The organism is Arthrobacter globiformis (genome assembly GCF_030818015.1).
Lineage (GTDB): Bacteria > Actinomycetota > Actinomycetes > Actinomycetales > Micrococcaceae > Arthrobacter > Arthrobacter globiformis_C.
This window is the reverse complement of sequence record NZ_JAUSZX010000001.1, coordinates 1,549,798-1,562,596: the sequence shown is the minus strand read 5'-3', so window position 1 is coordinate 1,562,596 and position 12,799 is coordinate 1,549,798. Positions and strand designations below refer to the sequence as shown.

The window sequence follows — 12,799 nt, the reverse complement described above, 5'->3', positions numbered from 1 at the left end:
TGGGGTCAAGTGATGAATCTACTGGTCACGCTATCAATTTCCACGGACCAGCGACCCGGAAAGTTCCTGCTGGTGGCGGGGCATTTCAGTTGTTACCGGATCGCTATCTGATGGTCAGCTCCGCCCCCGCGGTTTGTACTGCTTGCAATGTACGATAAGCGGATCAGGGTGACGAATATCACAGCTAGTCAATACCTGCTCCACCAGCAAGGATATACGCCACCCTCCGTTCGCAGCGGCTGCAATGAGGCAGCCGCAACCACCCCCACGTGGAGGTTTTCAATTTGAGACGCACACCGAGAGGGCTGCCTCTCTGGCGGCCGGCCGGGCTGCTGAAGGTTTGGGGGGCCATTGCCTCCGCCGTCGTGGCACTTTTGCTTGTCGCAGCGCCGGCATCGCAGGGCGCCACTCCGGCTCCGACACCACCCCCGTCGAACCAGCAGTTCCAGGACACCATCAGCGGGTTTCTCCGCGACGATACACGGCGCCCCATCGAAGGCGTGAAGATCACCGCCAAGAGCGGGACCTTCACCGGGGAGGCAACCTCGGGCGCCAACGGATCCTGGCGGATCGGTGTTCCCACCCAGGGCACCTACGAGATCCAGCTCGACGAATCCACGCTTCCGGAAGGAATCAAGCTCGCCGAAGGCCAGTCGAACCCCCGTACCGTCACCTTTAGCCAGACGTCAAACCTCTCGGTCATCTTCGCCTTCGGCAAGGGCATCGTGGTGCAGCAGCAGGACTTCGGCCAGAACCTGCTCAACAGGCTCGTGGCCGGCCTTAGCTTCGGCCTTCTGCTGGCCCTCGCTTCCGTAGGCCTGTCCCTGATCTTCGGTACCACTGGCCTCACCAACTTTGCGCACGGCGAGATGGTGACCCTCGGCGCCGTGCTGGTCTTTGCATTCAGCGCCATGAACCTGCCCTTCTGGCTGGCCATAATCCTGGCACTGCTCGGTGGCGGACTCTTTGGCTACGCGCAGGACGCCGGGCTCTGGCGTCCGCTGCGCCGCCGCGGCACCGGCCTGGTGCCGATGATGATCGTGAGCATCGGGCTGGCCCTGGCCGTCCGCTACATCATCCAGTTCTACTTCGGCGGCGCCACGCAGCAGCTTCCGTTTGCACAGAGCGCGGAAATCCAGCTCGGCCCGGTCTCCATCTCCCCCAACAACCTGTGGTCACTGGTCATTAGTGCCGTCGTGATCGCACTCATCGGCATCATCCTGCTGAAGACCAGGCTCGGCAAGGCAACCCGTGCCGTGGCCGACAATCCGGCCCTGGCCGCCGCCTCCGGGATCGATGTCGACGGCGTCATCCGCCTGGTCTGGATCGTGGGCGGGGTGCTGGCTTCACTGGGAGGCATCCTCTGGGCCTATTACCGGCCCGGCGTCACCTTCGACATGGGCTCGCAGATCCTGCTGCTCATCTTCGCCGGCGTGACCCTCGGTGGACTGGGCACCGTTTTCGGCGCTCTCATCGGCTCCGTCATCGTCGGCATCTTCGTCGAACTGACCACCGTGTTCGGCCTGGCGGCCGACCTCAAATACGTGGGAGCACTCTTCATTATGATCGTCGTCCTCTTGTTCCGGCCACAGGGCATCCTGGGCCGCCGCGAGCGCGTGGGTTAGGAGACAGCCATGGACTTCGGATTTATTCTTTCCAGCGCGGCTGGCGAACTTTTCAGCCCGACGACGGCGGCGTACGCCCTCGCCGCCCTCGGCCTCGCGGTGCACTTCGGCTACTCGGGCCTGCTGAACTTCGGCCAGGCAGGCTTCATGGCGGTGGGAGCCTACGGCTTTGCCATCTCCACACTCACCTTCCGGGTGCCATTCTTTGTCGGCCTCCTGATCGCCGTCATCTGTTCCGTGCTCTTTGCGCTGGTGCTGGGCATTCCCACCCTCCGCCTGCGGGCCGACTACCTGGCCATCGTCACCATTGCGGCGGCCGAAATTGTCCGCTACGTGGTCACCACCAACCAGCTCACGTCGGTGACCGGTTCCGCCAACGGCCTCGCCGCCTTCGAGGGCGGGTTCTATACGATGAACCCCTTCCCGGAGGGCTCCTACTTCGGCATGAACAACCGTGACTTCTTCATCCGGGTGGTGGGCTGGGGACTGGTGGCCGTCGGCTGCGTCCTCGTCTGGCTCCTGATGCGCAGCCCCTGGGGCCGTGTCCTGAAGGGCATCCGCGAGGACGAGAACGCCGTGCGCTCGCTCGGCAAGAACGTTTACGCGCACAAGATGCAGGCACTGGTGATCGGCGGCATCTTCGGAGCGCTGGCCGGGATGATCTTCACGCTCCCCCGCGGTGCCGTGCAGCCCGCCAATTACGGCACCGAGCTGACGTTCTTCCTCTGGACCTGCCTGCTGCTGGGCGGCATGGCCACGGTCCTGGGTCCGGTGATAGGCGCCATGATCTTCTGGGTGGTCCTGTCCCTCACGCAGGGCGTCCTGTACGGTCTCATCGAATCCGGCGCGGTGACCTGGCTGACCACGGTCCAGGCAGGCCAGCTGCGCTACATCCTGGTGGGCATCGCCCTGATGCTGCTGATGATCTTCAGGCCCCAGGGTGTCTTTGGCAACAAGAAGGAGCTGGCGTTCGCATGAGCAAGCACAGCGAAGAATCAATGGAAGCGGGCGTCGACTACATGACGGACGCCCGGCCGATCGCCGTCGGGGACAACACCCCGGGCTGCAAGAAGCGGGATGCGATCGTCGTCGCAGAAAACGTCACCCGCAGCTTCGGCGGCATCAACGCCGTCGACGTCGACTACCTGGAGATCCCGCGGCACAAGATCACCGCCCTGATCGGCCCCAACGGGGCCGGCAAGACCACCCTGTTCAACCTGCTCACCGGCTTTGACACGCCTAACTCGGGCAAGTGGCAGTTCGAGGGCCAGAGCATCGCCGGGGTGTCCTCCTACAAGGTGGCCAGGATGGGCATGGTCCGCACGTTCCAGCTCACCAAGGTCATGGGGAAGCTGACGGTCATGGAAAACATGCGGCTCGGCGCTTCCAACCAGCCGGGCGAGAGGCTGTCCAAGGCCCTGTTCAAGAACATCTGGGGCGGCCGCGAAAAGGAAATCACCGAGCACGCCAACGTCCTGCTGGAGAAGTTCAAGCTCGACACCAAGAAGGACGACTACGCGGCGTCGCTGTCCGGCGGCCAGCGCAAGCTGCTGGAAATGGCCCGGTCCCTGATGGTCCGGCCCAAGCTGGTGATGCTGGACGAACCGATGGCTGGGGTCAATCCGGCGCTGACGCAGTCGCTGCTGGACCACATCAAGAACCTCAAGTCCGAAGGCATGACGGTCCTCTTCGTGGAACACGACATGCACATGGTCCGGCACATCGCGGACTGGGTGGTGGTCATGGCCGAAGGAAAGATCGTGGCCGAGGGTCCCCCGGGCGAGGTCATGAAGGACCCCGCCGTCATCGACGCCTACCTGGGCGCCCACCACGACGTCGATCTCGGCGACACCGAGGGCATCAAGGCGCTCGAGCAGGAACTCGTCAAGGACGAGGAATCGATCGTCGGAACCGAGGACGCGGGCATCATCGCGGTGGACGCCGTGGCGCCCACGATCACCGAAGCCGGACCGGGCACCGACAACGGACCAACAGGTGCCGGATCCACAGCCGTCGGACGCACAGACGAGGACAAGGAATGAGTGCCACGAGCGCGGCCCCGGCCGCAAGCAGCGCAGCCGAGGACGGCGCCGTCGTCAAGGTCACCGATCTGGTGGCCGGCTACCTCCCCGGCGTCAACATCCTCAACGGGTGCAGCATCGAGGCCCGGAAGGGCGAACTGATCGGCATCATCGGCCCGAACGGGGCGGGCAAGTCCACACTGCTGAAGGCCATGTTCGGTCTGGTGAAGGTGCACTCCGGATCCGTGGTGGTCAGGGGACAGGACCTCACGGGCCTCAAGGCGAACAAGCTGGTGACCCAGGGCGTCGGTTTCGTGCCCCAGACCAACAACGTCTTCTCCACCCTCACCATTGAGGAAAACATGCAGATGGGCATGTTCCAGCGGCCCAAGGACTTCGCGCGGCGCTTCGACTTCGTCACCAGCCTTTTCCCGGAACTGGGTAAGCGCAGGGCTCAGAGAGCGGGCTCACTGTCCGGGGGCGAGCGGCAGATGGTGGCGATGGGCCGGGCCTTGATGATGGAGCCGGCCGTGCTGCTTCTGGATGAACCGTCGGCGGGACTCTCCCCCGTCAAGCAGGATGAGACCTTCCTGCGGGTGCACGAGATCAACCGTGCCGGCGTGTCCGTGATCATGGTGGAGCAGAACGCCCGCCGCTGCCTGCAGATCTGCGACCGCGGTTATGTCCTGGACCAGGGCAAGGATGCGTACACCGGCACGGGCCGTGAGCTGATGAAGGACCCGAAGGTCATCCAGCTGTACCTCGGCACGCTGGCCGACGAGGACTAACTGTCCCGGAAAGCAACAAGAAGCCCCCGTCCGGCTGGACGGGGGCTTCTTGTTGTGCCGTGGGAAGCGGCTTACAGCTTGCCGAATTCCTCCCGGGCCGGCGTGTACTTGTTGTCGTCCTGGTACTCGTAGATGCCAATGGAGGCTTCCGTCGGATCACCGGCGTCCGAGAAGGTCACGGGGCCTGACTCACCGTCGTAGTCGATGTCCTTGCCGTTGCGGAGCAGCGTGACACAGGACGCGAAGTCCGTGCACTTCTCGCCGCCCTCGGAAACTGCCTTGAGCTGCTTGGCGATCTCCGTGCCCTTGGTGCTCTTGGCGGCCTCCGCTGCCAGTGAGATCAGGTTGACGGCGTCGTAGGACTCACCGGCGTAGCTGTAGTCCTTCAGGGCGGGATCGATGGCGAGGAGCTTCTTCTTGAAGTCCTCCTTGGCGAAGGTGCCGGGGATGGTTCCCTGTGCGCCCTTCAGCGTGCCGGCCTTGAAGTCCTTGCTGTAGTCGGACGTATTGCCGTCCACCATGAACAGCTGCGTCGGCTTGATGCCCTTGCCCGTGATCAGCGGGACGATGCTCTTGGCCTGGTCAAAGGTGATCAGGGCAATGGCGTCCGGCTTGGCGGCGATGACCTTGTCCACCTGGCTGCTGAACTGCGAGTCGCCCTCATTGAAGAGTTCCTCGGCCACAACCTGGCCACCGGCTGCTTCAAACGCGGCCTTGACGTTCTTTGCCAGGCCGGTGCCGTAGGCGTCGTTCAGGACGATCATGCCCACTGTCTGGGCACCACACGTTGCGATGTAGTTGCCCAGCACCTTGCCCTGCAGGACGTCGGACGGAGCCGTACGCCAGTACAGGCCCTTGTCATCCCAAGTGGTGAAGTCCGGCGACGTGTTCGCCGGGGAGAACTGGATCACGCCCGCACCCGTGATCTGGTTGATCACGGTCTTGGACACACCCGAGGATGCGGCACCGATGATGGCGCTGACACCCTGGCCGAGAAGTGCCGTGGTGGACTGCGTGGCGATGTCCGTCTTGGTGTCGCCGGAGTCGCGGTGGACCACCTGGACCGGCTTGCCGAGCACACCGCCGGCGGCGTTGACTTCCTTGATGCCGAGGTTAACACCGGCGATTTCGGGCGGGCCGAGGAACGCCAGCGACCCCGTCGTCGGCAAGAGCGATCCAAGTTTCAGCGGAGTGGGGGTGGTGGTGGTTGCTGCCGGCACGTTGCCGGTCTCTATGGCGGTGCTGCTTGCCCCGGCCGTGGCACTGGGAGCGGGGCATGCGATGCTGCCTGCCGCTGCAGAGGATTCGGTCGCGCTTGGGGTGGAACCGCCACCACAAGCCGTGGCCAGAAGGGCGACGCCGATGCTAAGCGCTGTGAGCTTAGCCACCCTGGGCGCCGCCTGGGGGAGTGAAATCATTTAGAGTCTCCTCGATCGAAAGGTGCGAACGGCCTTTGATGCGATTTTTGGTCAGGGGTTCCTGAGCTAAGTTCAAGCTAATCCAATTCGAGCGTGAACATAAGTGACTAAGGTCACATCCTCATAACACTCGTTGCATATTGGAACACCGGCGACGTGGAGGAGAAAAGTTGTACCCCAGGTGGGACTCGAACCCACAACACGCGGATTTTAAGTCCGCTGCCTCTGCCAATTGGGCTACTGGGGCGCCCGGTCAATGGTATCGCCTCAAACGGCGGCCAGCGGCCCCGCGTAACGGAATGTGCCGTGCACACCGCCGGGCCACATGGCGAGGGGCAGCAGCTGGAAATGGTCGCCCCAGTTCCTGTCCGGCGCCTCGACGCCCAGGGACGACGCCGGAACGAAGCCGAACCGCGGGTAATACTCGGTGCTTCCAAGCAGCGCGATACCCTTCTCCCCCGCGGCGTTGGCACGGACGACGGTTTCGCGCATCAGCGCCGAGCCGATGCCGTGGCGCTGCAGTCGGGGCGTCACGCCGATGGGCCCGAGGCCCAGCAGCTCAAGGTCATCGACCCATGCACGGGTGCTGATCACGTAGCCGACGATTTCGCCGTCGAGTTCTGCGACGATGCTGAACTCGGGCAGGTATTCCTCGGCGACGAACAGCTCGCGGAGTACCTTGACCTCAACAGGCTCCCCGGCCACGGGCAGGCCGGTGACCGGGGAAACAGCGAAGGCTTCGGCGGTCAGGGCAAGGAGGGCGTCGCGGTCCCCGGGCTGTTCGCTGCGCAGGACCACTTCCCGCACCGGCTCGGGCTCTGGGGCGTTGGCGGCCGAGAGCTCGGCCAGGGCCTCCAGCGCCCGCGCCGAGTCAGCCACCGGCACCAGCAGGTGGTCGTGGTGGAAGCCTGCGAGAACGTTGCAGCTGATCCGGGCCTGGGTCAGTGCCCTGCTGACGGCCGCGGTCAGGCCCACCGCCTCCAGGGCCGAGTGGACCTCCAGGGTGATCCAGGCGGCCACGAAATCGTAAGGCAGGTCCAGCGCGTCTGCTTCGGCCCGGGGCAGGACCACAGTGAGCCCCTCGGCCTCCCGGACGGCGGCCTCAATGTGCCCCGCCAGCGGCTTGCCGTGCGGCCAGAGAACGTAGACGTACTCCCCTTCCCGGAGCACCGGACGCATCGAGGCTAGGAGAGTTTGGAGGTTCTTTTCACCCGTCATGGAGCCAGTCTATGTGTGCACCCTGCCGTGCCCGGGAGGGCCGCACCAGGGAAGACCGCCCGACCCAGGGAAACGCGAAAGCGGCCGTCCCCGGAAGGGAACGGCCGCCGTCGTCGTTTGCGGGGCCGCCGCCTGGGCCCACACTGCCGAGGGGACCCAATCGAGCTTGCGAGATTGGGGAGGCAGCGGGGAGGGTTCCCCGGCTGAGCGGAGCGAAGCGAGGGAGGCGGTGGGGACCTACTTGGCCTCAGCCGTGACAGCATCCTTGGCGCCGCCCTGGGCAGGGGCAGCGGACTTCTCCGGAGCCTTCTCAGCCGGTGCGGCCGGAGCCGGAGCGGCGGGCTTGGGCGCCGGGGTGGCAGCGGCCACGAAGGCGCCGCGCGGGTTGTCCAGGTCCAGGAGCTGGGTGGTGTCGCGGCCCGCGAAGAAGCTAAGGATCCAGTTGAAGATTACGCGGAACTTGCGCTCGAACGTCGGCATGGCCATGCCGTGGTAGCCGCGGTGTGCCAGCCACGCGAGGGGGCCCTTGAGCCCGATACGGCCGAGCAGGTTGATGTTGGCAACACCCTTCCACTCGCCGAAGCCGGCCACAGCACCGAGGTTCTTGTGCTTGTAGTCCACCAGCGGCTTGTCCCAGCGGGAAGCCCACAGGTTCTTGGCGAGGCGCTTCGCCTGGCGCAGCGCATGCTGGGCGTTGGGAACGCAGGTGCCGTCCGGCAGGCCGCCGCCCGTCAGGTCGGGAACCGCGGCGATGTCACCGGCAGCCCAGGCGTTGTCGATGATGCCTTCGTCGCCCGAGATGCGCAGGTCCGGCAGGACGCGGACGCGGCCGCGGGGCTCCAGCGGGAAGTCGGTGGAGCGGACCATCGGGTTGGCCTGCACACCGGCGGTCCACACGAGGGTATCGGTTTCGAATTCCTGGGCCGGCGTCTTGTCCGGCAGGTTGATGAGTTTGAGGGAACCCTCGGCGTTGTCCAGCGAGGTGTTCAACAGAACCTCGATGCCCCGGCTGCGGAGGTGCTCCACAACCCACTCGGCCTGCTTCGCGGTGACCTCCGGCATGATGCGGCCCATGGCCTCGACCAGGACGAAGCGGACTTCCTCCTGCTTGACGCGCGGATTGTTCCGGACTGCAGCGCGGGCGAGGTCTTCCATTTCGGTGATGCATTCGATGCCGGCGAAGCCGCCACCCACCACCACGAAGGTCAGGGCGCGGGCGCGTTCGGCGGGGTCGGTCATGGTGGAGCCGACCTCGATGCGGTCGAGGACCTTGTTGCGCAGTGCAACGGCTTCCTCGATGGTCTTCAGGCCGATGCCCTTGTCCGCCAGGCCCTTGATGGGGAACGTGCGGGTGATGGCGCCGGCGGAAAGCACGACGTCGAAGTACGGCACCTCAAAGTTGTCGCCTCCGTCAGCCGGGGCAACCACGGCCGTGCGGTTGGCGTGGTCGATCGACACGACGCGGCCCTGGATGAGCTCGGTCTGCTTGAGGTGCTGGCGGTGCGAGACCACTGCGTGGCGGGCCTCGATGTTTCCGCCGGCAACTTCCGGCAGGAAGGGCTGGTACGTCATGTAGGGCAGCGGATCAACGACGGTGACGATGCCGCCTGCGTTCGCGATCTTCTTCTGCAGTTTGAGGGCTACGTAGAGGCCGACGTACCCGCCGCCGACGACGAGCACACGCGGACGATCCTGGAGCTGTGGGGTGGTTGCCATAACTCCAGCGTACAGTACTTTGTGAAAATCTTCACTAACTTGGCCGGTCCGCCGAATCCGCCCTCGTCACGGCACCGGTTTCCGGCTCTTCCATTCCCCCGCCGGACGCCCGGTAGGCCCGTCGCAACTGGACCGCGCCCGCCGCAATAATGGCTATGAACAGCCCGCCAAACCCGATGACTACCGCGGCCGGCAGTGCACTGTCCAGCTGCGAGGGCGGCACCGCAACCGGCACAGTCGCCTTTGGCAGCGTGGCCTGAGCGGTGGGCGCCGGGGCCGTCGGCTCGGGGGCGGGCGTCGCGAGGTTCCCGCGCCGGTGGACGCGGATCCAGTCCGCGATGGAACCCAGCGGGTTGGTCTTCGTTTCGGCCACATCGTCCTTGAGTGCCGCCTCCGCGTTGAGGACGCCGAAGCCGTACAGCGGGTCCTTGCCCGGCGTGCCCTCGTCCCTGGCGGTGGAGACGATCCTGTTGATGACCTGCTTGGCGCTCATCTCGGGCCATCTGGAGCGGATCAGCGCCGCAACGCCGGAGACGATGGGGGTGGCACCGGACGTGCCGGCCCATTCCGCGTAGCTGCCGCCGGGCAGTCCGCCAGCGAGTTTCTCCGCAGGCGCTGCCACTCCGATGCTGATGCCCTGGGAGGAGGAATCGGTGCTCGCCTGTCCGCTCCGGTCCACGCCCGCGACGGTCAGCACGCCGGGAATGGTGGCCGGAGCCCCCACCTGGACGTTGCCGCCCACCCGGTTGCCGGCCGCGGCCACGATGACCACGTCCTTCTGCTCGGCGTACAGGAAGGCGGCGTCCCAGCTTTGCGGCCACTCAGGCGACGTGCTGCCCAGCGAAATGTTGATGACCTTGGCGCCGTTGTCCACCGCCCAGCGCACAGCCTCCGGGATCTGGTCCTGGTCGCTCTTGCCGCCGGGGTTGGCCGATCCCAGCCAGGTGGATACGGAGAGGATCTGCGCCTCGGGGGCCACGCCCATGATGCCGTCCGGCATGGCTTTGGACGCCGTTGCGGTGGCGCTCGGGGAAGGCTTGGCCGCCGCCTTCTTCGCAGGCTGGTGTCCGCGGCCCGCGAGCATGGTGGCCACCAGCGTGCCGTGCTCGGGCTTGGCACCGATGCTCTTCTCGCCGTCGGGGGCACCGGCACCGGAAACATCGTGGCCGCCCGCCAGCACGCCCTTGAGGTCGGGATGGCCGCCGTCCACGCCGCTGTCGATCACAGCGACCTTCACGTTGGCGCCTTTGGAGACCTCCCAGGCCTTGGTGATGCCGGCTTCCTTGAGCCAGTACTCCTTGTCCCGCCAGGAATCGGCCTGCGCGGCCGGTGCGGTGGCGACGGCGGACGCGGCGATGCCACCGGCAAGCACCGCGGACAGAAGGGCCGAGACCGTCCGGCGAAGCCGGGCTGTTGCTCTGGTCATTCAGGATCCAATGCTTGGTTAACTCGGTGCCACGGCACTCAGGGCAATTCCATCAAGAATATCGTGCTCGCTGGCGGTGGCCGTAATGATGCGGCCGCCGCTGAGCTCACCCATGCGGGTGAGGATGCGCCGCCAGACCAGCGCGCCGGCGCCAATGACGTCCACGCGACCGGGGTGCATATACGGCAGTTCGGCCCTCCGCGCACGCGGCATCTGCAGCAGGTCGGTGGCCGCCGCCTGGACTGCAGAGATGGACAGTTCGGCGCCATGGATGGCCCCCGGCAGGTATTCGGGCAGCTTGAGCGCGTGCGCCGTGATGGTGGTGATTGAGCCGGCAACCCCGACGACGGCGGTGCTGCGTTCGAGCGGAACGTCCAGCCGCGCTTCGGCGATGGCGGCGTCGACGTCGGCCTCCGCGGCGGCGATCTGCTCCGCTGTGGGCGGGTCCGACGTGAGGTGGCGTTCGGTCAGCCGGACGCAGCCGATGTCCACGGACTTCGCTGCGATCACGCCGTTGGCGTCACCGAGCACGAACTCGGTGCTGCCGCCGCCCAGGTCCACCACCAGCACCTTGTCCTCTGCCGAAATGGGCAGCACGCTGCTGGCACCGGCGAAGGAAAGCGCGGCTTCCTCGTGGCCGGTGATCACTTCAGGCTCCACGCCAATGAGGTTCTGAATGCCGTCGACGAATACCTGGCGGTTCCGGGCGTCCCGGCTGGCCGAGGTGGCCACGAACCGGACTTTCTGGGCCTGGTACTCGCGGATGAGCGCCGCGTAGTCGGCCGTGGCTGCGAAGGTTCGCTCCAGCGCTTCGGGCGCCAGCTCGCCGGTGGCGTCCACGCCCTGGCCAAGCCGCACTACGCGCATTTCACGCACGACGTCGGTGAGCTTCGTGGCCCCGTTGCTGCGGTCAATGTCGGCGATGAGCAGGCGGATGGAGTTGGTTCCGCAGTCAATGGCAGCCACCCGGGTCATGCGCCAGCCTCCGTTGTAGTTGCGTCGGTTGTGGCTGCATCTGCCGTGGCTGCGTCCGAGGTCCTGGCGTCCGTCTTGGATTTGCGGACGGGCGCCGGCCGGCCGACGATGTCCGGCAGCCCCTGCGGGCCGTGGCGGCTGAGGTCCCTGGACGGCACTTCGCCGGCCGTGTCCCAGGCACCTTGGCAGTAGCAGCGGTCGGCGGTCCACCATTCGCTGATGGCCGCGATGGCTTCGTCGCCCAGCGGATTCACGCCCTGCCCGGCGGCCAGCGAGTGTCCCACCAGGACGTGCAGGCACTTGACGCGGGTGGGCATGCCGCCGGCGGAGACGCCGTCGATCTCCGGGACGTCGCCGATCCCCGACCGTGCCCCAATGGCGGCGCGGGCAGCCAGATAGGCCTCGTGGGCTGCCCGGTAGGAGGCAGCGAGAGACTCGTCGGCGGCAAGCCGGTCATTCATTTCGTTCATGAGGCCACCGGCCTCAAGCCGGGAGACCGCCGACGTGATGACGGGGTGGGTCAGGTAGAACGTGGTGGGGAAGGGTGTTCCGTTGCTGAGGCGCGGGGATGTTGCCGCCACGAGCGGGTTCCCGCAGACGCAGCGCGCCGGGATTTCCACAACGTCACGCACCGGCCTCCCCAGCTGGCGGCTGAGCACATCGAGATCCTGCGCTGATGGCTGCCTGGATTCACCGGGGGCGGTTGCCGTGTTGTCGTCCACTGGCGTGGCCGTCCTTCCTGCCCGGATCTGGCTGCCCCGAAATTCCGGTGGACAGTCCCGCGGCGGGCGCCGCTCCTAGTCTGTTGCCGAGCGCCTGATGGACTCCCAGAGGGAATCTACCCAGGGCACGTCGGCGGGGTCTTGTGTTTCTGCTGCGCTGGGCTGGCTGCCTGATGCGCCGGCCGGCAGGTCGCTGCCGAACACCCAGTAGCCGGTCTCTCCCGGCATAACCATGTTAATGCGGTCCCGGGCCTGCTGCTTGACGTAGTTGGGATCCTGCCACCGCGAGACCTGCCGTTTGAGGTTGTCCTGGTTCGCCTTGCTGTCCGCAATGTCCGACTCCAGGGCCGCGATTTCCGCCCGCTTGTCGATGAAGATCTTCACGGTGGGGGCCAGCATGATGGTGATGGCTACCATCACCACGGCCAGCGCCAGCATGCGCCCGGAAAACGCCTTGGCAGGAACGGGGTCGAGGTTCTCTTCCTCGGCCGCAACGGCTGATGACCCGGACTTCCCGCGGCTGTTCCCGGCACTGCCAGGCTTTCCGGTGCCCCCCTTGGCACCGGCGGCGGCCTTGGTGCCCGGGCCTGCTTTGGTGCCGGCGCCAGTCTTGGTACCGGCGTCGTTGGCGCTGCCCGCTGCTTTCGCCCCCGTGCCTCCGTGTCCCGTCCCGGCTTCATGGGTGGCCGGGACCGAACGCGGGCCGCCGAAGTCCGCCTGGATGACGTCTCCCCCGGCCGAGCCGGCGGAGGACTGCTGGGCTGGTGGGGTCACCCTGGGAACTTTGGGGCGGCGGGTAGCCATGACACTCCTGTAACGTGTGGGCGCCTAAAACAAAACCGGTGGCTATGGTCTTTCCACCATAGCCACCGGTCAGCTGTTTCTTTGGC

The 12,799-nt window shown here is 66.1% G+C and carries 11 protein-coding genes and 1 tRNA gene; 4 read left to right on the top strand and 8 right to left on the bottom strand.

Features of this window, described 5'->3' with window-relative positions:
- Positions 1 to 329: 329 nt before the first annotated feature.
- Genes QFZ23_RS07245 through QFZ23_RS07230 form a run of 4 tightly spaced genes read left to right on the top strand, consistent with a single transcriptional unit; the run spans position 330 to position 4,434 of the window.
- Positions 330 to 1,625 (top strand): branched-chain amino acid ABC transporter permease, encoded by a 1,296-nt coding sequence (locus tag QFZ23_RS07245; RefSeq protein WP_306926724.1) that lies wholly within the window; start codon positions 330 to 332, stop codon positions 1,623 to 1,625.
- 9 nt (positions 1,626 to 1,634) lie between these two features.
- On the top strand, positions 1,635 to 2,603 hold the full coding sequence (locus QFZ23_RS07240; protein WP_306921675.1) for a branched-chain amino acid ABC transporter permease: 969 nt from the start codon (positions 1,635 to 1,637) through the stop codon (positions 2,601 to 2,603).
- Complete coding sequence (locus tag QFZ23_RS07235) at positions 2,600 to 3,667, top strand: ABC transporter ATP-binding protein (RefSeq protein WP_306921674.1); 1,068 nt, start codon at positions 2,600 to 2,602, stop codon at positions 3,665 to 3,667. The genes QFZ23_RS07240 and QFZ23_RS07235 overlap by 4 nt, the downstream gene beginning before the upstream one ends.
- Positions 3,664 to 4,434: an ABC transporter ATP-binding protein gene (locus QFZ23_RS07230; RefSeq protein ID WP_306921671.1), complete on the top strand. Its 771-nt coding sequence runs from the start codon at positions 3,664 to 3,666 to the stop codon at positions 4,432 to 4,434. The genes QFZ23_RS07235 and QFZ23_RS07230 overlap by 4 nt, the downstream gene beginning before the upstream one ends.
- A gap of 71 nt (positions 4,435 to 4,505) precedes the next feature.
- Here QFZ23_RS07230 and QFZ23_RS07225 read toward each other — a convergent pair whose 3' ends face one another.
- The 8 genes from QFZ23_RS07225 to QFZ23_RS07190 all read right to left on the bottom strand — a co-directional run bounded on the left by QFZ23_RS07225 (position 4,506) and on the right by QFZ23_RS07190 (position 12,713).
- Positions 4,506 to 5,852 carry an ABC transporter substrate-binding protein gene (locus QFZ23_RS07225; protein WP_306921669.1) on the bottom strand — a complete coding sequence of 449 codons (1,347 nt, stop codon included), beginning with the start codon at positions 5,850 to 5,852 and terminating at the stop codon, positions 4,506 to 4,508.
- A 173-nt stretch (positions 5,853 to 6,025) separates the two neighbouring features.
- Positions 6,026 to 6,099, bottom strand: a tRNA-Leu gene (locus QFZ23_RS07220).
- Between the two features lie 20 nt (positions 6,100 to 6,119).
- Positions 6,120 to 7,070 carry an N-acetyltransferase gene (locus QFZ23_RS07215; protein ID WP_306921667.1) on the bottom strand — a complete coding sequence of 317 codons (951 nt, stop codon included), beginning with the start codon at positions 7,068 to 7,070 and terminating at the stop codon, positions 6,120 to 6,122.
- 237 nt (positions 7,071 to 7,307) lie between these two features.
- Complete coding sequence (locus QFZ23_RS07210) at positions 7,308 to 8,786, bottom strand: NAD(P)/FAD-dependent oxidoreductase (RefSeq protein WP_306921665.1); 1,479 nt, start codon at positions 8,784 to 8,786, stop codon at positions 7,308 to 7,310.
- Between the two features lie 34 nt (positions 8,787 to 8,820).
- Entirely contained in the window at positions 8,821 to 10,212 is a 1,392-nt protein-coding gene (locus QFZ23_RS07205; RefSeq protein ID WP_306921664.1) for a S8 family serine peptidase, read from the bottom strand.
- An 18-nt stretch (positions 10,213 to 10,230) separates the two neighbouring features.
- Positions 10,231 to 11,187: a Ppx/GppA phosphatase family protein gene (locus QFZ23_RS07200; protein ID WP_306921662.1), complete on the bottom strand. Its 957-nt coding sequence runs from the start codon at positions 11,185 to 11,187 to the stop codon at positions 10,231 to 10,233.
- Complete coding sequence (locus QFZ23_RS07195) at positions 11,184 to 11,909, bottom strand: DUF501 domain-containing protein (RefSeq protein ID WP_306921660.1); 726 nt, start codon at positions 11,907 to 11,909, stop codon at positions 11,184 to 11,186. Before QFZ23_RS07195 ends, QFZ23_RS07200 begins: the two co-directional genes overlap by 4 nt.
- A 75-nt stretch (positions 11,910 to 11,984) precedes the next feature.
- On the bottom strand, positions 11,985 to 12,713 hold the full coding sequence (locus QFZ23_RS07190; RefSeq protein ID WP_306921658.1) for an FtsB family cell division protein: 729 nt from the start codon (positions 12,711 to 12,713) through the stop codon (positions 11,985 to 11,987).
- Between the last annotated feature and the right edge of the window lie 86 nt (positions 12,714 to 12,799).

Bases quoted from the DNA above. Each gene is read 5' to 3' on its own strand.
- QFZ23_RS07205 (WP_306921664.1), bottom strand. From the start codon at position 10,212: ATGACCAGAGCAACAGCCCGGCTTCGCCGGACGGTCTCGGCCCTTCTG.
- QFZ23_RS07240 (WP_306921675.1), top strand. From the start codon at position 1,635: ATGGACTTCGGATTTATTCTTTCCAGCGCGGCTGGCGAACTTTTCAGC.
- QFZ23_RS07235 (WP_306921674.1), top strand. From the start codon at position 2,600: ATGAGCAAGCACAGCGAAGAATCAATGGAAGCGGGCGTCGACTACATG.
- QFZ23_RS07230 (WP_306921671.1), top strand. From the start codon at position 3,664: ATGAGTGCCACGAGCGCGGCCCCGGCCGCAAGCAGCGCAGCCGAGGAC.
- QFZ23_RS07190 (WP_306921658.1), bottom strand. From the start codon at position 12,713: ATGGCTACCCGCCGCCCCAAAGTTCCCAGGGTGACCCCACCAGCCCAG.
- QFZ23_RS07210 (WP_306921665.1), bottom strand. From the start codon at position 8,786: ATGGCAACCACCCCACAGCTCCAGGATCGTCCGCGTGTGCTCGTCGTC.
- QFZ23_RS07200 (WP_306921662.1), bottom strand. From the start codon at position 11,187: ATGACCCGGGTGGCTGCCATTGACTGCGGAACCAACTCCATCCGCCTG.
- QFZ23_RS07225 (WP_306921669.1), bottom strand. From the start codon at position 5,852: ATGATTTCACTCCCCCAGGCGGCGCCCAGGGTGGCTAAGCTCACAGCG.
- QFZ23_RS07215 (WP_306921667.1), bottom strand. From the start codon at position 7,070: ATGACGGGTGAAAAGAACCTCCAAACTCTCCTAGCCTCGATGCGTCCG.